The following is a 21,035-nucleotide window of genomic DNA, read 5'->3' as shown; positions in this document are numbered from 1 at the left end:
AATTACATTAAGTAACTTTATAACATAAATATATACTAATTACAAATAGCATATAACTTATATCTATCTTTGGTTAGAAATACTACCTACTATACTCTGCCGGCATAATATTTTCAAAATACTCATTCCCTAATTCTAAAAATGTATTAAAAAAAGTGGAACTTATTATAATTTGTGGAAGATTAAAATCTCTTCTACCATTTGTTGTTGTCCAACCTTCTGCAATTGCTTTATCGGCCTTTCTTTGAATGCTACCGATAAACATATTTCTTCCATGTGTGTAATTTATTCCTTCTGCAGAAATATAATCATTCGTTTGGCTAACTGCCCGCCACGATAAATTAAATATTTGTCCTACCGAAAAATTCTTTAATAAACCTATAAAAGTATTCATAGTTTTGTCTCCAACAGGCTCATTTAAATGATTTATAACCCTATTAGTCAGTTCTCTATCCGGCGTTAAATCAGGGATAGAAGGGTTATTAGAAAACGGCTCTATAAATTCAAAATTTTCAGAACCAGAATGCGATACTACACTTAACAAATATAAGGCGTCTTTTAAAGTTAATTCTTCAATTGGGATATTTTTCAAGCCGGTTTTAATATAATCATAATAATATTTCTCTTTTATAAGGTTTCTTTTTTCTTCTTCTTTAATTTGCTTTTGCTGTTTTATAGCTTTCTTGCAATTATCACATGAACAACTAGAGTTATCGTTATGATTACACATAGGACAAAATAGATCAAAACCATTTTCACCATAATATTTATAATTTCTACTCTTTAGCCTAATAACTAAATTTGTATCTTGGCAATATTTACAGAATAATTCATGTTGTGGAATAAGTGGAAATAAATTAACCCAACTATTGGGAGATATGTTAATGTTAAATTCTTTTAACAAATTATCTACTTTTTCATTATAATAGTAACGTTTTATTAGATCTTCGAGCTGTTTTTGAGTCAAATGCGATAAATCTTTATGAGCCATAACTTAATTGATTATTAGGTATATAATTGTAACTTATAAAATTACGGCTATAATAGAGAAAGTAATATAAATATACAACTATTTTTATTATAAAAGTAAAAATAGAAATTAAAAGACTATCAATATGGGATAATTAGTAGACGATAAGCTTTTTAAAAAGCTTTTAGACTTTATAAATTGATGGTAATATTAACAGTCCGCCCGTTTTACGTTCTGAGATAATCATATAAGAATTTTGGGAGCAGGATACTAGCGTAAAGGTAAGAGGATATAGTAAAAGATTTCTTACCGCACCCTAGAGAACTTTTATTAAAAGAGACTTTCGTAAAAGTAACCATTTCTTTAAGTAAAGAGAGCATAGAATTTTTTAAATCAGAAGCAGCAATTGCACATGTTCCTTTAGTTAAATTAGGAAACTTCTTTACTAACCTTATTTGTAGCAATCTTCTTTTTTAGATTAAACTGAAATTCGCGTCGTTGTTTTGCGATCTCATATAGCACAATGCCAGATGATGTACCCAAATTAAGACTTTCAATAATTCCGTACATTGGAATATTAATACAAAAGCTACTTCTCTCGACAGCAGTTTTGCTAATTCCTACTCCTTCGTTTCCAAACCAAACTGCAAGCTTTTTATATTTAGTGTAATCATGTTCATGAAGTACTACATTTTTATATCCTTTCATATGAGGAGAAGTAATGACCGAAACAAAACTTTCCTTCTCCAAATGATCCATACAGCTATTCGTATCTTTGAAAATCTTTACGAAACTCCATTTAATGGCAGAGACGGATATAGCGTTGAGTTTTGGCTCTGTACGCATTTCTTCCCATGTGTCAGGTAATAGTTTTTGATTGGTAACAATATAAGCTTTTTCAATCCCAAGTGCGTTAACATTTCGAATGATGGTGCCAATATTTTTTATATTATCAGGGTTCTCAATTACGGCGATCAAGTTCTTGCACCTAAACTCTTTAATTTTATTAGCTCTTGTGCGAAGAGTCGGTTTAGACTTTTGTTTTTCTTCCATAATATATTAAATAGATTTATAAATATAAAAATTATACAAGATGCTAATACATAATAACACAAAGAAATATCATTATGGCGGAGAGAGGGGGATTCGAACCCCCGACACGTTGCCGTGAACACGCTTTCCAGGCGTGCACCTTAAACCGCTCGGCCATCTCTCCAAAATTTTTAGCATTGCCTGTATGGCTTCCTATGTTATTCTCACAAGGTATTTGCGTGGATCAATTTCACCTATGTCGTCATCCCGTGGCTTGACCACGGGATCCAGTTAAAAATATTATTAGCTTCTTCTAGCTCATTTTTAGTATTAACACCAACAATTAAATCATGATCAGTAGATAATAAATATGAAACTTTTTCACCGTGATTTTTACATATTTTCACTATTTCAGTTAAATAAACTTCCTTATTACCGTTAGTATTAGTAGCAAATAAAGGTAAGTATTTATTTAAAATTCCGCTACTGAAAGCCATAATACCTGAATTACAAAGTTTTATATTTTTCTCTTCTTCACTTGCGTTTTTATATTCGATTATCTCTAAGAATTCGCCATTTTTATCAGTAGCTATTCTTCCATACTGAGCCGGATTTGCTCTCTCAAAGCTTAAAGTCACTAATGCAGAATTAGTAAGGCTTAAATAATCTATTAATTCATGCATAAGTTTTGGAGTAATAAGAGGATGATCACCGTATAAAACTAATATTGTTTTATTTTTATCAATTAAATCTATTGCTGCATGAGTAGCATGAGCTGTGCCTTTAGGTTCTTCTTGCAGTACAAAGCGACACATATTTTCATAGGGCGTTAAATGTTTTTTAAGTTCTTCTGAATAAACTATAATTACATCATTTGTGACGTTAAGCGAATTCTTTAATACCGTTTCAAGCATTGGAACTCCGCCGACTTTATGCATTACTTTCGGTAAATCGGACTCCATTCTAGTACCTTTACCGGCTGCTAACATAATTATTTGATAATTTGCATTGTTATAAGTCATTGTTCTCCTTGTATTATTTCGTAAACATCATCAGATAATTCATAATTCCCGAAAACTCTTTGCACATCATCGCTTTCTTCTAAAATTTCCACAAGCTTTAGTAATTTTTCAGCTTTTTCCTTATCATCTATAATTATTGTATTTAATGGAATCCAGCCTATATAAGAGTCTTCAGGTATACCGTATTTGCCGGTTAAAAATTCTAGAACTTTAGAAAAATTTTCAATATCCGTATAGATTGTATGGAATATTTCATCAGATACGATATCATCCCCTCCGGCTTCTATTGCTGCCTCAAAAATATCTTCATTCGATGCTATGTTTGTTGGATACTGGATAACTCCGCAATGTTTGAATAAATAATTAACGCTACCTGTTTCACCTAAGCTGCCACCGTATTTGGTAAAACCGGAACGCACTTCGGCAGCAGTACGGTTTTTATTATCGGTTAAAGCTTCAACTATTATAGCAATACCATTCGGTGCATAACCTTCATATCTAATTTCCGTATAATTTTCGGTATTAGCATCGTCAGCACTATTAATAGCTTTGTCTATTCTTTCTTTTGGGAGATTTTGACTGCGTGCGGCGGTTAAAGCGTTTCTAAGACGCGGGTTATTTTCAGGGATATTAGAAGAGCCGGTTTTAACTGCAGTAACTATTTCACGAATTAATTTAGTGAAAACTTTTGCTCTTTTTTTATCTTGAGCCCCTTTACGATGCTGAATATTCTTAAACTTTGAGTGACCGGCCATATTCTATCTAGAAATAATTAACCTTGTTTTGCTTTAAATCTTTTATTCTTTTTATTTATCACAAAAGTTTTGCCTCTTCTTTTTACGATCTGACAATCTTTATCACGTTTTTTTAACGATTTTAATGAGCTAACAACTTTCATAAATATATACTTATCACATTTAATTTGGACTGATAATAAACATTTTTATTTAATCAGTCAATTAACAATTTAAATAAAGCACTTTTAAATAAAAATACCATGTTTCGTGGTCTTTCTATTGACATATATTAATAAAATAATGTATTATACGTTTATAAAAATTAAGAAATACCGTATTTTATGGTATATAAATTTAACCAATAATTTATAAAAAGGTCAAATTATGAATAAATATTCACCGTATGATTTTAATCAAGCAACTAATAAATGAAATCAAACAAAATGGAAGAAAATGGAGTTTAGACAAACCATATTATGATGAATTTCTTGTTGAATTACCGAAATTAGTTCAAAAATTTGATCTATCTGAAATAATTACAAAGGTAGATTATCCAGGTAAACATGTATCTATATTTAATGCAGTAGGGGAGCTAGCATCCTATGCTCAGCTTGCTAAATGGGCTGAGAATGCTATTAAAGATGAGCAGTAAGGTGAAAATGAAAAAGCTAATAATCAATGGAAAGCTATAAAAGCAGTGTTAGAGTATGCTAAAACATCAGGTATAGATTATTGTAGTTTAATAAGAGGTTGGGAAAATAATAAAGGAGCAGCATAAGGCGATCAGATACTGAAACTACTAGAGAGCAATTTACAAGAAACAAAAAACCATAAAATTAAATCAGAAATATTTAGTCTTATATTAGAAGAAGCAAATAAAGAAGAATACGGTTTATACGCTATTCCTAGTAATTATAAAAATAATGAAAATGTAAAACATGCAGCTGCAAAACATCAAGAATTTGTTAATGATGAGCTTGAAACATTAGTGCCTACAGAAGAGTTGTTTGAAGATGAATCTCTTGAAGAAGAATCAAATATTTCTCATAACGATTTTACTCCACCGCCGGAAATGCCGCAATATATAGATCTTGGTAATTCTGAGCAGCTTGCAGCATTATTTAGTCAAGCAACAGCTCTCGCTAATAAAGCAACTTCAACACCTGGAAATTATCAAGCATGGCAAAATCATGCCGGTTCAATATTAAATAATGCAGAATTAGGTGAACAACCTTCTACTAGTTCAAATACCGCTAGCTCTAATTAGAGTAGAGTTTAATGTTAAAGAAAGTATTAATGAAATAAATAAGTTAATAAAAAATTACAAAATAGTAATCAGTGAAGAATATATAAATAGAGTCTTAGAAACCGAAGATGCAGAGATAATAGATCAAGCTTTAAATAAGCCTCACTTTATTAAACAAGAACTTCTCATAATAGTAGAAAACCTTACGAAATCATTAGGTAGTCATTACGCTTCTCTGAATTTTGTAAGTAAGTCTTTATTTATAGAGTCAGATGAGTTTCAAAATTTAGCAGAATTTATAGAAGATTTACTACCTATATTAGATAAAGAAAGTAAAGCTCTAAAATATGAATATTGTAAAGTAATAACAGAAGGAACAAGTAATCCATTACAAGTATTAGGCTCTATGTTTGGTGGAGAACCATTAAATCCATTAAAAACAGCAGCAGAAACATATATAAAATGGTATGAAGAAAATTTTTCTAGAAGTGAAAATTTTGAAACTACCGAAAATAATTTAAACGACCACGGAGTCAGTTCTTTAGGTGATACTTTACAGACTGATCTTGATTTAGATTAAGTCTTCAAATCTTAAATATCATAACTTTCTTTGCTTCATAAAGGAAGTTATGATACTTGCCTTTTTTCTTAAAAATAATTAACAATTTCTATACACAAACCTTATATTTATTGACAAAATTTTACAAATTCTATATATTTCCGTTTTCAAAAATTCAGAATCCATATTCCATGGTTTTTAAGATTTTAATTTAAATTAAGGATATATTGTTGTGAAAGAGTCATTAGTTGAAAAATTAAAAAAAGATACAGTAAAACCACTAGAGACGACAGATTATTTGAGCATACTTATCGAAATTAAAAAGTTTATTGAAGCTAGTAATATTGATAATATAGCGTTAGGGCAAGGCTTGTTGTCCTTAGAGCAGGTTTCAAAAGAAGCAAAAAATAATAATGAAGCTATTATAAAAGGTAAGGACATATTAGAGTTACTTGCTCAAAATTTACCGGTAACTAAAAGCGATCCATTAAAAGCAGAAATATTTCACGTAATACTAAATGATTGTAGTGATTATTATAGAAATAATGAAGATGTTAATAATACATATCAATGGCTTAAAGAAGTTGGCGTAAGATTTAGTGTAGTTAGAACTGCAAGTTTAAATGAAGAAACATTAACCTCAGAAAACTTTAACTTTAATAAAAAGTCAGCTGAGTTAGAGCCTGTAGTAATAGAACTTGAACAAATATTAGAAACATTAGGTATTACTAAAGATAATTTTGACGCTAATGATTTATAAGTAATCTTGTTTGTTTCTTATCTCATAACTTCCCTTGCTTCATAAGATAAGTTATGGTAGGCTAGTTTATCTTAATTAGTAACTCAAGTTTATTTTAGCGTTGCCGGTATGGCTCAAAAGAACATTATGTCATCCCGTGGCTTGACCACGGGATGACACCGGAATCCTTTTTCGATTCGTACTCCTATTATTATCCTTTCTCTTCTTTTCAAATTCGGCTATTGCCGATCCTGAAATAGCTGAATCCTTTAAATGTTCAAAACTTTTTCCTTACTTTGAAAAAAAATTTAACATCCCATCTAATACATTACATTCAATAGCTTTAAAAGAATCGGGGAAAAAACATACAACCCGTAAAATTAGAGTAGTATGGCCCTGGACGGTAAATGTTGAAGGAAAAGGCTATTATTTTAACAGTAAAAGAGAAGCCGTAAGTTTTGTTAGAATAGAGCTTATAAAAGGGCAAGAGAGTATTGATGTCGGATGCATGCAGATTAACTTGAGACATCATTTAGGGGCTTTCAATTCCCTTGACCAAGCATTCGATCCAAATAATAACGTTCGTTACGGGGCAGAGTTTTTACGCTCAAAATATGATCAGTTAGGGAGCTGCTGGCACAAAGCTATAGCACATTACCACTCAGCCACTCATTCTTTAGGGTTTAAATATAAGCAAGATGTAGTTAAAATAGCAAGTAATATGGCTCTTTATAAAGCATCCTTACATAGTTATCTAAATAATAATTAAGGGGCTTTAGAAGATACAATTCCGGTAAATAATAACAAAGTTCAAAAAAAATCACTTTTTAGTGGCAATAAAAGATACAGAAGTAGTATTATGATACCGGTTCCTGCTAAAATTAATTAATTTTATGAAGTTAATAGCATGTTTTTTAATATTAGTAAGTGCGGTAAAAGCAAATGCCGATTTTAACAATATTCAAGATAATTCTGAATATCAGGAAGAACAGTTAATAATAAAATTACCTTGGAGTGATTGTACCGAAATTCATAAATTATTAGAGGAAAAATTATCTTTTTCAGAACAACAAATAAAAAAAGAAAATAAAATTCATGAGAAATATAAGCAATTTTATTTAAAACATAATAATCCTACTAATTTTTCTATGCAATTTCTTGAGAAAAAATCTGAGACTAATGGAGTAGAAACTTTAATATCAGGTTTTTTAAAATTTTGTGAAGATAATTTCCAAACTAGTAAAAGTAAATCTAATTCCCTAAATTATTATATTAAAAAACAACAAGATCAATGGTTTAATGATATAAGAAACGAGAATTACAAAATATATTATAGAAAAAAATACGAGGATAATATCTTTAGAAATAATTAATTTATTTCAGCAATTTAATTTATATTAACTATAATAATATACAGGGTTATTTATGTTAAAGAAATTTATATTAGTATTGTTGTGTATAAGTAGTTATAAATCTCTAGGCGAATCTAATAAGACAGAGAACAATATTTCAGGGATAGAAAGAAAAAAAGTTTCTAGTAATGATAAACAACTAAAGCCTATCTACTTAGAGCATTTGGATCTAACTTCGGATTTAAATCTTTCAGAAAAAAGCCTGTTGAGTTTAGAACCTTTATCGCCTAATAATAAAAATACGAAACCTATAGTTGTAGGTATTCAGGAGAATTTTGAAGGGCTAGATAGAGTTAAAGGGGATGATATTCGCACTGCAAGACAGAGAGAACTTGTTCAAAATAGTTGGCTATATAGTTGGCAAGGAGGAGATTTTATTTCTCGATTCCAAACTAACACTTTAGGTCAAAAGTTAGAAGATAAACAAAGAGGATTATATATTCAACCGATTAAAGCTAAAAAATCATCGAAATAATGCTGTAGAGGGGATAAGTAACAGCTTATTTATCAAGCATGCAGCTAATGATATAATAAGTCGATTAGGGATGATTGATAAGGATTTTTCGGATATTCTAGAAATATCGGCTAAATGCGGTTACCTTACAAAGCTATTAAAAACTACCTACCGAAATGCCGATATTACTGCAACGGATATGTCACCTTTATTGCTTGATACTTTTAAGCATACTCATAAATTATTAATCGATGATGAAGATTTAGAATTTTCTCCGAACTCTTTTGATTTAATTATTTATTCATTAGGGTTACACTGGATAAATGAGGTGCAGAGTTTTCTATCTAATATAAGAACATTTTTAAAGCCTGACGGTATTTTTATCGGTAATTTTGTCGGCGGAAATAGTTTAAAGAATTTACGTAAATCTTTAATAGATGCCGAAACAGCAAGTGGTTTTAAACACTCTCCTCATATTTCTCCCTTTATTCATTTTGACCATGTTCCAATGCTATTATCACAAGCAGGATTTGCCGAAGTAATTGTTGATTATGAAAATATAGAGCTAAAATTTGATAATCCTTTAGCTTTAATGAGGGAAGTAAAAAATATCGGTGAGTCAAATTCACTAAATGCTAGTCACAATTACGCTATTTCTAAAAAGATGTTCTCTTTACTACAAAATTATACAAACGGCTTTGAAGATAATATTAATTTAATTAGTTTTATTGCTTCACCAAATAAGAATAGTATAAGATTAAAGTTGTTATAAATGCGATAGTGGTGTATGGTTTATGTCATTCCTGCGAAAGCAGGAATCTAGAAAAAATCATTTAGTATGAGTACAAAAAAAGTAGATATTTAATAAAATAAACATATAAAAAATAAATTTTTTATATGTTTTACTGGATTCCCGCCTACGCGGGAATGACATATATGAGGGAATATGCAAGAATTTGATTTAGTGGTAATAGGTAGCGGTCCGGCCGGTTATACAGGCAGTATTAGAGCTGCTCAGCTTGGTATGAAAGTAGCGTGCATTGAGAAAAACGATACTCTCGGCGGTACTTGTTTAAATATAGGGTGTATACCGTCGAAAGCTTTACTTAATTCCTCTGAAAAATATGAAGAAGCTTTAAAGCATTTTGAGAGTATAGGTATTACTGCAGATGTAAAATTAGACCTACAAAAAATGCTAGCTAATAAAGATAAAGTAGTTTCTGACCTTACAAAAGGGATAGAAAGCTTATTTGCTAAGAATAAGATTACTAGGATAAAGGGCGAAGCTAAAATTATCTCTAGCGACATCATTGAGGTAAATAAAGAGCAAATTAAAGCTGAAAATATCCTAATTACTACAGGTTCCAGCGTCATAGAAATACCGAATATCAAAATAGATGAAGAGTTTATTGTTTCATCTACCGGAGCTTTGAAACTTTCTAAAGTGCCTGAGAACTTAATAGTAGTCGGCGGAGGTTATATAGGCTTGGAACTCGGTTCAGTTTGGCGTCGTTTGGGAGCTAAAGTAACGGTTATTGAGTATGCACCGAGCATTGTGCCTATGCTTGATAAGGAAATTGCTACGCAGTTTATGAAGCTACAGCAAAAACAAGGTATAGAGTTCAAACTGAATACCAAAGTGTTATCGGCTGAAGTGAAGTCAGGAAAAGTAAATCTGACAATAGAGGAGGGCGGTAAGAGTTCAGTAGTAACTAGCGATGTGGTATTAATGGCAGTAGGTAGAAAAGCCTATACGCAAAATCTAGGGCTTGAGTCTGTCGGCATTATTACAGATAAGCAAGGTAGAATTGAGATTAATGAGCAGTTCCAAACAGCAATTTCAAATATTTACGCAGTCGGTGATGTGGTAAAAGGAGCTATGCTTGCTCATAAAGCCGAGGAAGAGGCTGTAGCTGCCGTGGAAATTATGGCAGGGCAGGCAGGACATGTTAACTATAATCTAATTCCAAGCGTAATATATACTTATCCTGAAGTAGCAAGCATCGGTGAAACGGAAGAACAGTTAAAAGAAAAAGGCATTAATTATAAAGTAGGTAAGTTTCCGTTTTTAGCAAATAGTAGAGCAAGAGCAATCGGTAGTACGGAAGGGATGGTTAAGATTCTTGCCGATAGTAAAACCGATAGGGTTTTAGGAGCACATATTATAGGAGCCGATGCAGGAACGCTTATTGCCGAGCTTACCGCTTATATGGAATTCGGAGCAGCGGCGGAAGATATAGCACGAACCTGCCACGCCCACCCGACTTTAAGCGAGGCTATAAAAGAAGCAGCACTTAGTGTGGATAAAAGGACGATTAATATGTGATTATACTCGGTGAATTTCAAAAATTGGCGTCGTCGTCTAGCAATTTCTGCGGTACTCACGTATTAAGTATACGCTCCGTTCCTCGCCTTGCAGACTCCTTGCTCTTTTTGAAATTGACCTTCGTATAACTATAAAACTACTTAATAATGAACAAACAAGAGCTGCGGCTTTATTTCAAAGATCTTTTAATAAAAAACCAAGATAAGATTAATTCTGACTTAGTCAAAAACTCCCTAATCAATAAAATTAGCCGGTTATTACAGGAGTTAAAAGTACAAACAGTTGGTCTCTATTACCCTCTAAAATACGAGATTAACTTACTTGAAATAACAAACTTACATCCTGAAATAAGATTCTTTCTACCGAAAGTTATAAAAAATGAGATAAAATATTGTCCTTATCATTATAACGATCAGTTGGCTTTAGGGGCTTTTAAAACCTATGAACCTATAAATAATGATTTTTTTATTCCTGAGTTAGTTATTATCCCAGGACTTGCGTTTAGTAATGAGAGTTACAGACTTGGATACGGCAAAGGACATTTTGATCTTAATAATAACCGAAATATATTGGCTGTCGGAGTTTGTTTAAAAGAGCAGTTAATAGATAATTTCCCGGTTGAATTTCATGATCGTAAGCTTAAATTTGTGATTTCGGTATAATAACCTTAATTTTTTTTAATTGTATAAAATATTATATTTGTATATTATTATTACAAAAATCAACTTAGGATAAAATGGTTGATATAATAAAAAAAATTGTCGTATTGCTCGGTGTACCTTTTGCTTTTTTTTCACAAGCAGTTGGAGATTGGCTAGAAACAGGACAAGTATCCGGCGATACTCAGACTGGAGATATTTGCTTTCAATTAGCATTGATAGGAGTAGGGACACTTATCATCGATCAGGCATTTAGTAACTTACCTGATGATGTATACAATGAATATGTCAAAATAGTACAAGATAGTGAGATACAAGTTACATTAGTTGGCTAATTTTTTTCTATTCATATATAGGCTACAAATTATTTGATTTGTAGCTTTTTTCTTATAAGTTATTACACAAATTTATTATTTCATCTTTATATTTTTGTTTGTGTAAATATTTGCTTTTTAAATTTAGATTTTTAAAATCCTTGTGATTCAATGGCGGGTATTTACTAAGCTTTATTAAATCTTCATCTAAAATAAAATGCTTACGAGGAATATTTATAGTTTGTGCATTCTCTTCACGATAAGCTGCAAGTGCTTGAATTTTACGGTTAAAACTCTCATCATCACTTCTATATTTTATTTTTTTCCACGCATTTTTCGGCTCAACCTTATAATTTCTAACATCTAATAAAGAACTAAGAGTAGTTTGGTATTTATTAGTTAAATTATTTCTAATAATTATATTATTTAGCTCTTTATATATCTTATACAAATACTCCACATCTAACATTGCATAATTTAACATATCACTAGTAATAGGGCGTTTTAGCCAGTTAGATTTTTGGTGGGTTTTATCAATAGTAATACCAATTAGCTTATAACAAAGGTCATCATAGCTTAACTGTTTACCGAATCCACAAATATTTGCTGCAATTTGTATATCAAAAACATTAGAAGGTAGGGTTTTAAATAAATTATAGAAAATCTCTAAATCTTCACGAGGAGCATGAAATATTTTAGTAATATTATTATCTGCAAGTAACTTATTAAAAATATTCAGATCTAAATTGCTTAATGCATCAATTATTCCGCAATATTCTTCTGCTTTAACTTGAATTATACTAAGCTGAGCATAATAGGTATAGCGACGCTCAAATTCCGTATCTATGCTTAAGCATGTCTTATTTGCTAACTTGTTACAAAATTCTTCTAATGTTTTTTGATTATCAATAATTTGCATAGAAGCTATTTATAAAGCTCCGATAATTTTTAAGAAAAGATTAGTATGAGATAACGACAAGACAACTTCAAGACCGATTAAAATAATAATAATCCACTCAAGTTTGGTAGAATGTTTATAATTAAGGTCATTTGAAAGAATGTCTAAAAGCTCGTGAATCATATTAAGACGATGATTCATTATATTTTGCCGTATTTCTATGTCTTGAAACTCTACCGTCATAAGATATAAAGGCTCATAGCTTGGACGACGCCAAAAGAATTCCGGAGTATCGAATATATCGCTATGCAAACTGATTGAATAACGCTCGTTAAATAATATACCTATTTGCTGTAATATCTCCTTTTTTGAAAGCGATACGCTGCCGGTTCTAGCTAGTTCCTGCTGAATAGGAGTGGTCTGAACAATCAAGTTACTAACGGATTGCTCAAGAACGCTAAGTTTAACCGATTGTGCAAGAGCATGGGAAATAGAAAGTTTAACAAAAACTGATTTATCTGCTAAGATTATTTTATTTTTTTCTTCATCAATAAATGTTTTCTCAACTTCTGTATTATATTCAAAATAAATATAATCAGATACCGGCTCTTTAAGCTTATTAACTGTTACTAAATCAGTATCGTTTAAAACTATTTTTTCTTGAATTTCATCGCCGCCCCAAATAGTTACGCAGCCAAACGGAAAGAAAAATATCTCTATAAAATCAGAATCTTTATTTATCTCTTTCCGAATATATAAAACATCGTCAAAATGCTGAGGCTCAAGACCAATCTTTTTTAAATTAGTAACTAGATCACTCATCTTATATTCGGAAGAAGTACAGTAAGATGAACATCTCATGATTATTAAGTTTAATTTATATAAATTTAGAGTATAGTAGTTAGGCACCTATAAAGTCAATAATATTATAATTATGTATGAAATATTAAGTAATAGAGAGATTATCAAAATAATAGGTTTAGATTCGGTAAAGTTCCTACAAAATCTCATTACTAACGATATTTGTAAGAGCAGCTACTGTTATACCTATTTGCTTAATAATCAAGGAAGATATTTATTTGATTTTTTCGTGTATGTTCATAACCTTGAGGAAATTTACCTTGATATTAATAAAAGTAATAAAGCTGCTTTGATAGAGCATTTAAACTTTTATAAATTTCGCTCAAAAATACAAATAATAGATTGTAGTGACGAATATAAAGTTATCTACTCACTGCAAAAATTAGATATAGACACGCTAGTTACGTCTCGTGATCCGAGATATTCTATGCTTGGTTTTCGCTCAATAAATAAGCTCGATGTCATACCGCGACTTGATCGCGGTATCCAGAAAATAATTAAAAAAGACTGGACCCCGTGGTCAAGCCACGGGGTGACAGAGAAGGAATCGCCCTCCTCAACAATACCTCTCTGCGGAAGCGGGAATCCAGCTTCCTTATATCTAGAAGATAAATATAATTTCGCAATAATAGACGGTGTGGAAGATTTAATCACAGATAAATCCATTCCAAATATGTACGGTGCTGAGGAGTTAAATGCAATTAGTTTTGATAAAGGCTGTTATGTCGGTCAGGAAGTGATTTCAAGAGCTAAATATCAAGGGGTTATAAGAAGAAAAATATATAAAATTACGGCAGATGAAGATTTATCTTCATTAGTTAAAGATGAAGAAATACTCGCAGATGACGATAAAATCGGCGTAATATGCTCCAGTTACCGTAATAAAGCAATCGCCCTAATCAGAGAAGAAAAATACCTTACTTGTAAAGAAGCTGATATTACCGTTAAAGGAATTAAAATAAACTTATCTCTCGCACCTTGGTATTAAATAATAGTTAATTTTTTTTAATAATTACTTGACGCTCATTAAGTTTTCATGTATTATATCTATTATAACTAGACGCAAACCATATTTCATGGTATTTTTTATAAAAAAACAATACATACCGCAGTTTTTAAATGGAACTAATGTTAATGAGCTTAACAACAGCCTTAATATTTTTGAAACTCTTTGTAATTTAATACCTCAACAACAAGATCAGAACGTTAAAAATGCTTTAGAAAATACTGCTGTACAGATATTAAGCAAAATGATCTCCATCCCTGAAACTAATTGGGGTAAGAAAGACGGAGCCGGTAATACTATACTTGAGTGGGGAATTTGGAGTAATAGCTCTAAGGTAATGGATGTATTTCATAATAATTCTCAAATAATGGATAAATTTGTTGCTACTGAGAAAGCACAAATTCATAATTTTTTCCGTGATAATTTTTTCCGTGTTGCTATGGAGTCGCATATTTCTGATGATTTCCGTAAAGACCAAATCGAAAAATTAAAGCCGTTAGGTTTAGATATTAACGATCTTGGTCAAGATAATCATACCGCTTTATATTCTGCAATAAATATTTATGTAAATACATATTTAAATAAATATCAGCTTATTACTAATAATCCGAGTAATCAAAATATAAGTTTATTTCAAACTCAAATGGATAAATATTATAAAATAGTTGAAAATTTGCTAAAATTTGGAGCTAACCCTTCGCTTGAAGCAAATAATATATTAAATTTATTAGCTAACGGTACTTTACAAATACAAAATACAATATCTAAAATATCCGATAACGGTCATAAATATTTAGCTCAAGCAGGGTTTAAAACTTTAATAAAAAATGTAAAGGAATTAGCAGAAAAAACATTAGAAAATTGTAATCTTGAAAATTCTACCGGCGGTAATAATATGATTGCTACGCTTGGTAATATAATATGGTCTATTAAACAAGATATTTCAAAAGCAGCCGGTCAAGAAAAAACATTGTTAATCAACAATTTTAAAGAGCTAAAATCTTTAGCGGAGCCTATAATAGAAAAAATAGTAAAATAACAAGGATTTAATCCTAACATTATGGATCAATTGAATTCTAATACAATAGCATGGCTCGGTGAATTAGGAGCCGAATTCTTAGAAAAATGTATAAACAATATGTATACAAAACCTGATGTAAATTTCTCTGATAAGAGTGGTAGAACACCACTTGATTGGTATAGTGACTATAACGCTACTAAAATCGTAGAAACTTTAATAAAAACCGGCGGTAATGTAAATAGTCAATGTACTCAAGATGCAGCGACGCCTAGCCATAGATTATTTTTAAATAATTCAAAAGTTAATGCTAGCACCCCAAAACTTCTGACTTTAAAAGTTTTATTAAATAAAGAAAACAAGCCGCCGTTTGATCCAAGTATCAAGATGGTGGGTAATAAAACTGCTGCAGATATATTAGAAGCGAAAAAAACAGCTATAGCTGATTATGATGATTGTCACAATGCACTTGATGAGTACACAACTTGGTATATAATGAATATACCGTAGCATCATTAGGTCAGGCAGTAGAAGAGTTCAAGCTTTATGAATAAAAGATAGTTTGTCTTAATATTATTCTCGCATCGTCATTGCGTTGCCCGTATGGCTCGTTTTTACCGTCATTGCGAGGAAAGGCGAAGCCTTGACGCGGCAATCCAGAAAAAATAATAAAAAAATTCTGACTTACAGAATTTTTACTGGATTGCTTCGTCAATTGCTATGCAATTTCCTCGCAATGACGGGGTAGTGTCCACGCAACAATGCCACACGGGAATGACATCGAGTCTTATGACCCTCATGTGTATTTAGCTAGGAATGACATACTTTTTTAACTACACAAAAATATTGTTTGTTTCTTTTTTTATCTTTATTATTATTTGCATAGAAAATCCCTATAACTTAACTCTATGCCAAATATAGATCTCCTCATTTTTACTAGCTTTTTAGCAATTAATTTGCTAGTTGGACTTCTAAATATAAAAAATATTCATGAATATGCGATAGGAAAAAGGAATTTTTCTACGGGTACGATAGTTGCAACTCTTATTGCTACTTGGATCGGTACTAGTACTTTTTTAATCGATAATTCAAGAATATATACGGACGGGTTATTTTACTTATTACCTAGTATATTCGGTAGCGTCGTTAGTTGGTTATTAATTAGTTACTTTATAGCTCCTCGTTTTGAGAATTTTTTGGGTAGCTTATCGGCAGCGGAAATAATAGGGGAGGCTTACGGTAACAAAGTTCGTATTCTTACGTCGATAGTTAGTATATTAATGTCTATAGGTAGGATTGCCATGCAATTTCATGTAGCAAGTTTAATATTACAGCTATTCTTTAATATTTCAAATTTTTACATAGATTTATGTATCGCCACCGTAATAATAAGCTATTCTGCTTTTGGCGGTGTAAAATCGGTTACTTTTACCGAAGCCGTACAGTTTTTTACCTATAGTGCAATTATTCCGGTAATAGGAATTGTCGTATGGAATGTTTTTAGCGATCCGCATATAGTTATAGATTCAAACGTACAGACTCGTCTAACTGATTTACAAGGATTGTTTCACTATACTAGTCCTAAATTTTGGATTTCTTTAAATATTTTTATATATTTTGCGATTCCATCGCTTGGTCCTTTAATTTTTCAAAGAATATTGATGGCAAAAGACACAAAGCAAATATCAAAAACATTTTTTATTTCGGCAATTATTTGTCTTTGTTTATCCGCCTTATTTATTTGGATTGCAATATTATTACTATCTCAAGATCCAGTAGTTGACACTAATGAATTGTTTTTACGGATTATTAAAAGTTATATAGGATTTAAGGGGTTAATTGTCGGTGTTATTATGGCAATGATAATCTCAAGTACTAACTCTTATATTAACGTTGCAGCGGTAACTTTTACTAATGATATCATTAGACATCTTGCCAAACCAGCTTATAGAGAGGAATTTAAAGGAGACACGGAACGCAGAACCGTAGCGTACACAAGCATACGTGAGGATTCGAGTACCGGATCGACGTATAAATTACCTCTAGAAGCGAAATTTGGAAAGATGTCTATTAAAAAAGCTTCATTAAATTATAACTATATAACGGCAATTACTATAGGATTAATAGGTTTTATTATATCACTCTATACGAAAGATTTAATAAATCTATTTCTATTATTGACTAGTATCTATTTGCCGCTAATCACTTTGCCGTTAATTTTGTTAATATACGGTTTTAAGTCAAGTGCCAAAAGTTTTTTTATCGGTATGATTGCTGCAATATTAACTATTATATTGTGGCAAGTATTTTCTTTAAGAGCAGTTTTAGGTATTTATCCGATATTGCCCGCAACTATCGTAAATTTAATCTTTTTCCTTGGAAGTCATTATATTTTAAAACAACCAGGAGGGTTTAATTCTTTAAAAGAGCCGCTAGCCGTTAAAATAATCAAGCAAGAGAGAAAAAGAAAATTTTTGACTTTATTTCGTGATCTTAAGAATTTTAACATCTTTAAATATTGGGAAAGCACCCTACCAAATCAAGAAATTACTTATAGTTATGTCGGTATATTTATTTTAATATCGATGTTCTCATCTTTATATACCACATCGGGTAGTAAAATAATGAACCATTTAGATATATATAATATTATTTACCATACCACCCTTATCACTGCTGCAATATTAATCACTTATCCTTTATGGTCTTTAAAATTTAAAAAGAATTATATTATATCTTTATTTTGGTTTGTTGCTACTTTCGTTATATTAATATTTTTCGGTAGTTTACTTGTTATATCAAATAGTTTTGATCAGTTGCAATTAATGTGTTCGATAATTAACTTACTTATAATTGCAACGATATTCAGGTGGCAAGCTACTTTACTTATGACCGTTACAGGTGACCGTTACAGGCGTGTTTGCCAGTATAGAGTTTTATAAATATTTTATGGATGAGAAGTTATTAATTAGCATAGATAGTTTTCAATTCAAAGTAATATATTTCCTAACCTTATTTAGTAGCCTTTTAATAGTATTCTTAAAACCAAGGCAGGAGCAAGAAAGATTAGTTAACCTAAAAAATACTCATTTAGGTAATAGAGTTAATTATAGAGAGCAGGAATTAGAGAAGTTACTTGATTTGAAACATGAGTTCTTACGTAATATAAACCATGAAATCAATACACCGCTAACCGGTATTATTAGCCTTGGTGAAACCTTATGGGCTAATTATGATAAATTTAATGAAGATCAGCGTCGTGGTGCCGTAGAGATTATAGCTAAAAGCTCTATTAGATTAAATAGCTTGATAAATAATATTCTAGATTTTTCAAAATTATCCAGTCTTAATTATGAACTAAATAAAGAAGATATAAACTTAAGCGAATTGCTACATGAAAGGATTAAAATATGTAAGAAACTATATCTAAACGGCAAAACATTAAATTTTGTATCTGATATTGAAGAGAATATAATATTTAACTGTGATCCTCATTATATTAAACATACATTTGATAATCTAATAATTAATGCTCTCAGCTATTGTAGTGAGGGAATACTAAAAATTGATTTACAAAAGCAGAAAGATAGTATTTTATTCAGTATAAAAGACGATGGAATAGGAGTGCCGAAAGAAGAATTACAAACCATATTAGGTGTATTTGTCGTAAGCTCTAAAACACGTACACCGGCAGGAGGTAGAGGAGTAGGGCTTGCTCTCTGTAAGAAAGTAATAGAACTGCACGCCGGAAAAATTTGGGCAGAAAACGATAAACAGGGCAAGACCCAGTTTATTTTCACGATGCCTTATACTTAGATAGAACTTCAAAAATTGGCGTCGTCGTTCTATAAGATCTGCGGTACTCACGTATTAAGTAACGGCTTCCGTTCCTCGGCTTGTGAACCGATTACTCTTTTTGAAGTTGATCTTCGTATAACTATTATAATTTTAATGTCATTCCGTTGATCGCAGGAATCCAGTATTTTTTGCTGTCATACCGTGGCCCCTCCACGGTATCTATAAAAACAACTTATAGCGTGTACTTTTTAACATTTTTATCTGGATACCGTGGTCAAGCCACGGTATTTCATTATTATGAAAAAAATTATTTTTAACAAACAACGAGATTTGATATCAATTATAGCACCGGCATCAGGTTGTCCGGATGCTAGAGATAAATTAAAAGAAGCTATGGAAAATGAGCAGGTTAAAATAATTTGGGCTTTTCGCGGTGGATATGGATGCAGTGAATTTGTAGAAGATTGTTTTAATATAAAGCAAAAAGGGGGTAAAATCCTGATGGGCTATAGCGATATTACCGTTTTGCATTTATTACTAAATAACCATTATAATATCCCAACTATACACGGTTCAGTATTAACCTCGTTACTACCGCCTACTAATCAGGCTATTATGCCTATAATAGATATTCTTGAAGGGAAAAAGAGCGAAATACAACTTACACCTATAAATAAAATTAGTGAGGAAAATATAACCGGTAAAATAACAGGCGGCAATTTAACAGTTTTTAGCAAATTAATAGGAACTTCTATTGATTTAAAAAAGGGTAATATATTACTGCTTGAAGATATTAATGAGAAAAGTTATGCCATACATCGTAATCTAGTTCAATTAAAAAATGCCGGTATATTTGAATGTATAGAAGCAATAATTTTCGGTGATTTTACTAAAGGGGATGAATTTGTAGAACAAGCCATAAAAAGTTTTTGTTTAAATCATATTCTACATATAGAAGCTTATAAAGCTCACGTAATAGGTCATGGAGAGGTAAATCATCCAATTATTATGAATCAATGGTAATTATAAACAGTAATGTTTTAAGCTTTACCAGCCCTTTTGAAATAGTAGAAAACAAATGACAAATTCTATCAGAATAGGTACAAGAAAAAGTCCGCTTGCTTTAATACAAACTAATTTAGTTATTCAGCAAATCAAACAATTTTTTCCTGATATTAATTGTGAAATAGTACCCATTATTACTAGCGGTGATTTAATCCAAAATAAACCATTATACGATATAGGAGGTAAAGCTTTATTTTTAAAGGAAATAGAGCAAGCGTTGCTTGATAAAAAAATTGACTTAGCGGTTCATTCTTTAAAAGACGTACCCGGTAGAATACCCGAAGAGCTAGTAATAGCTGCCGTTTTAGAGCGTGAAGACCCCAGAGATGTTTTTGTATGTTTAAATTATAAATCCATAGAAGAGCTGCCGCAAAATGCCGTAATAGGTAGCTCGGCAGTACGAAGAAAAGCATTTATCCAAAAAATAAGACCGGATTTAAAGGTAACGGTTTTTAGGGGAAATGTTGATTCAAGAATAAAAAAGCTAATGAACAGTGAAGTTGATGCAACGATTCTAGCATATGCAGGGCTGAAAAGGCTCAGGGCGTTTAATCCGGAATATTGCCATTTGATAGAGTATTCACAGATGTTACCATGTATAGGGCAGGGAGTCATTGCAGTTGAAATACGACAAAATGATAATGCTATGCTTGAGATATGTAACCAAATTAATCATATTCCTACCTTTGAACTAATAAAACCCGAAAGAGCATTTTTAGAATATCTAGATGCTAATTGCCGTACACCGATTGCTGCTTATTCAAAATATCTAGATGCGGATAATATACAAACCGATTTCATGCTCGGTAATCTCGCCGGCAGTAAAATAACTTTCCATATTGAAACTACAAATACAAAAACCTCAAAAGAATCAGCCATAAAAGCCGCTAAAATGATGTTGGAGCAACTGGATTGATTA

23 protein-coding genes, 1 tRNA gene and 5 pseudogenes are annotated in these 21,035 nt (G+C 31.3%); 21 read left to right on the top strand and 8 right to left on the bottom strand.

Annotation, left to right across the window (positions count from 1 at the left end; all coding sequences use genetic code 11):
* Positions 1–82: 82 nt before the first annotated feature.
* Positions 83–991, bottom strand: a complete 909-nt coding sequence (locus tag AC5587_RS04305) for a hypothetical protein (protein WP_499161847.1) — start codon at positions 989–991, stop codon at positions 83–85.
* A gap of 226 nt (positions 992–1,217) precedes the next feature.
* Here AC5587_RS04305 and AC5587_RS04300 point away from each other — a divergent pair.
* Positions 1,218–1,447: pseudogene (locus AC5587_RS04300) on the top strand (hypothetical protein).
* On the opposite strand, the gene AC5587_RS04295 reads toward AC5587_RS04300, so the two are convergent.
* The 5 genes from AC5587_RS04295 to ykgO all read right to left on the bottom strand — a co-directional run bounded on the left by AC5587_RS04295 (position 1,400) and on the right by ykgO (position 3,922).
* Positions 1,400–2,023, bottom strand: coding sequence for a TrmH family RNA methyltransferase (locus tag AC5587_RS04295; protein WP_499161846.1), 624 nt, complete (start codon positions 2,021–2,023; stop codon positions 1,400–1,402). The pseudogene AC5587_RS04300 and the gene AC5587_RS04295 overlap by 48 nt on opposite strands.
* 75 nt (positions 2,024–2,098) lie before the next feature.
* Positions 2,099–2,186, bottom strand: a tRNA-Ser gene (locus tag AC5587_RS04290).
* A 70-nt stretch (positions 2,187–2,256) separates the two neighbouring features.
* A complete protein-coding gene (locus tag AC5587_RS04285) occupies positions 2,257–3,024 on the bottom strand; it encodes a sugar phosphate nucleotidyltransferase (protein WP_499161844.1) in 768 nt (255 codons plus the stop codon).
* Positions 3,021–3,779, bottom strand: a complete 759-nt coding sequence (locus AC5587_RS04280) for a YebC/PmpR family DNA-binding transcriptional regulator (protein WP_499161842.1) — start codon at positions 3,777–3,779, stop codon at positions 3,021–3,023. Before AC5587_RS04280 ends, AC5587_RS04285 begins: the two co-directional genes overlap by 4 nt.
* Positions 3,780–3,796: 17 nt before the next feature.
* Positions 3,797–3,922, bottom strand: a complete 126-nt coding sequence (gene ykgO, locus AC5587_RS04275) for a type B 50S ribosomal protein L36 (protein ID WP_499161840.1) — start codon at positions 3,920–3,922, stop codon at positions 3,797–3,799.
* A gap of 242 nt (positions 3,923–4,164) precedes the next feature.
* Between ykgO and AC5587_RS04270 the strand changes: the two genes are divergently transcribed.
* From AC5587_RS04270 to AC5587_RS04220, 11 genes and pseudogenes are all read left to right on the top strand, one after another.
* Positions 4,165–4,413, top strand: a complete 249-nt coding sequence (locus AC5587_RS04270) for a dihydrolipoamide dehydrogenase (protein ID WP_499163032.1) — start codon at positions 4,165–4,167, stop codon at positions 4,411–4,413.
* 336 nt (positions 4,414–4,749) lie between these two features.
* Positions 4,750–5,028, top strand: coding sequence for a hypothetical protein (locus AC5587_RS04265; RefSeq protein WP_499161838.1), 279 nt, complete (start codon positions 4,750–4,752; stop codon positions 5,026–5,028).
* The gene (locus AC5587_RS04260; RefSeq protein ID WP_499161837.1) at positions 4,985–5,587 is read left to right on the top strand and encodes a hypothetical protein; all 603 of its coding nucleotides are present in this window, start codon (positions 4,985–4,987) and stop codon (positions 5,585–5,587) included. The genes AC5587_RS04265 and AC5587_RS04260 overlap by 44 nt, the downstream gene beginning before the upstream one ends.
* Positions 5,588–5,798: 211 nt before the next feature.
* Complete coding sequence (locus AC5587_RS04255) at positions 5,799–6,326, top strand: hypothetical protein (RefSeq protein WP_499161836.1); 528 nt, start codon at positions 5,799–5,801, stop codon at positions 6,324–6,326.
* A gap of 220 nt (positions 6,327–6,546) precedes the next feature.
* Positions 6,547–7,194 (top strand): annotated as a pseudogene (locus tag AC5587_RS04250) (lytic transglycosylase domain-containing protein).
* A 4-nt stretch (positions 7,195–7,198) separates the two neighbouring features.
* Complete coding sequence (locus AC5587_RS04245; protein WP_410526630.1) at positions 7,199–7,678, top strand: DUF2532 domain-containing protein; 480 nt, start codon at positions 7,199–7,201, stop codon at positions 7,676–7,678.
* Between the two features lie 52 nt (positions 7,679–7,730).
* Positions 7,731–8,192 (top strand): hypothetical protein, encoded by a 462-nt coding sequence (locus AC5587_RS04240; protein ID WP_410526629.1) that lies wholly within the window; start codon positions 7,731–7,733, stop codon positions 8,190–8,192.
* A gap of 70 nt (positions 8,193–8,262) precedes the next feature.
* The gene (locus tag AC5587_RS04235; RefSeq protein ID WP_499161833.1) at positions 8,263–8,943 is read left to right on the top strand and encodes a methyltransferase domain-containing protein; all 681 of its coding nucleotides are present in this window, start codon (positions 8,263–8,265) and stop codon (positions 8,941–8,943) included.
* 174 nt (positions 8,944–9,117) lie between these two features.
* Positions 9,118–10,497, top strand: coding sequence for a dihydrolipoyl dehydrogenase (gene lpdA / locus AC5587_RS04230; protein WP_499161831.1), 1,380 nt, complete (start codon positions 9,118–9,120; stop codon positions 10,495–10,497).
* A 146-nt stretch (positions 10,498–10,643) separates the two neighbouring features.
* The gene (locus AC5587_RS04225; protein ID WP_499161829.1) at positions 10,644–11,159 is read left to right on the top strand and encodes a 5-formyltetrahydrofolate cyclo-ligase; all 516 of its coding nucleotides are present in this window, start codon (positions 10,644–10,646) and stop codon (positions 11,157–11,159) included.
* A 74-nt stretch (positions 11,160–11,233) separates the two neighbouring features.
* Entirely contained in the window at positions 11,234–11,491 is a 258-nt protein-coding gene (locus AC5587_RS04220; protein WP_499161827.1) for a hypothetical protein, read from the top strand.
* Between the two features lie 52 nt (positions 11,492–11,543).
* Here the strand turns inward: AC5587_RS04220 and AC5587_RS04215 are convergent, their stop codons facing one another.
* Together AC5587_RS04215 and AC5587_RS04210 are read right to left on the bottom strand one after the other, a co-directional pair.
* A complete protein-coding gene (locus tag AC5587_RS04215) occupies positions 11,544–12,389 on the bottom strand; it encodes a ribonuclease D (protein WP_499161826.1) in 846 nt (281 codons plus the stop codon).
* A gap of 9 nt (positions 12,390–12,398) precedes the next feature.
* A complete protein-coding gene (locus AC5587_RS04210; protein ID WP_499162987.1) occupies positions 12,399–13,190 on the bottom strand; it encodes an RMD1 family protein in 792 nt (263 codons plus the stop codon).
* Between the two features lie 112 nt (positions 13,191–13,302).
* Here AC5587_RS04210 and ygfZ point away from each other — a divergent pair, with 112 nt between their 5' ends.
* From ygfZ to hemC, 9 genes and pseudogenes are all read left to right on the top strand, one after another.
* Positions 13,303–14,217 carry a CAF17-like 4Fe-4S cluster assembly/insertion protein YgfZ gene (gene ygfZ, locus AC5587_RS04205; protein WP_499161824.1) on the top strand — a complete coding sequence of 305 codons (915 nt, stop codon included), beginning with the start codon at positions 13,303–13,305 and terminating at the stop codon, positions 14,215–14,217.
* Positions 14,218–14,479: 262 nt separating this feature from the next.
* Positions 14,480–14,861 (top strand): annotated as a pseudogene (locus tag AC5587_RS04200) (hypothetical protein).
* 17 nt (positions 14,862–14,878) lie between these two features.
* Positions 14,879–15,274: a hypothetical protein gene (locus AC5587_RS04195; RefSeq protein ID WP_499161822.1), complete on the top strand. Its 396-nt coding sequence runs from the start codon at positions 14,879–14,881 to the stop codon at positions 15,272–15,274.
* Between the two features lie 21 nt (positions 15,275–15,295).
* Positions 15,296–15,763, top strand: a complete 468-nt coding sequence (locus tag AC5587_RS04190; protein ID WP_499161821.1) for a hypothetical protein — start codon at positions 15,296–15,298, stop codon at positions 15,761–15,763.
* Between the two features lie 398 nt (positions 15,764–16,161).
* Positions 16,162–18,195 (top strand): sodium:solute symporter family transporter, encoded by a 2,034-nt coding sequence (locus AC5587_RS04185; protein ID WP_499162957.1) that lies wholly within the window; start codon positions 16,162–16,164, stop codon positions 18,193–18,195.
* 199 nt (positions 18,196–18,394) lie between these two features.
* Positions 18,395–18,776: pseudogene (locus AC5587_RS04180) on the top strand (sensor histidine kinase).
* Complete coding sequence (locus AC5587_RS04175; protein ID WP_499162986.1) at positions 18,752–19,069, top strand: sensor histidine kinase; 318 nt, start codon at positions 18,752–18,754, stop codon at positions 19,067–19,069. Before AC5587_RS04180 ends, AC5587_RS04175 begins: the two are co-directional and overlap by 25 nt.
* Before the next feature lie 279 nt (positions 19,070–19,348).
* A pseudogene (locus tag AC5587_RS04170) lies at positions 19,349–20,133 on the top strand (S66 peptidase family protein).
* On the top strand, positions 20,130–21,032 hold the full coding sequence (gene hemC / locus AC5587_RS04165) for a hydroxymethylbilane synthase (protein ID WP_499162956.1): 903 nt from the start codon (positions 20,130–20,132) through the stop codon (positions 21,030–21,032). Before AC5587_RS04170 ends, hemC begins: the two are co-directional and overlap by 4 nt.
* Positions 21,033–21,035: the final 3 nt, after the last annotated feature.

It is taken from the genome of Rickettsia endosymbiont of Hedychridium roseum, assembly GCF_964028255.1.
Taxonomy (GTDB): Bacteria; Pseudomonadota; Alphaproteobacteria; order Rickettsiales; family Rickettsiaceae; genus Rickettsia; species Rickettsia asembonensis.
Note: the sequence above shows the minus strand (reverse complement) of the source record. Positions and strands in the feature narration are given on the sequence as shown.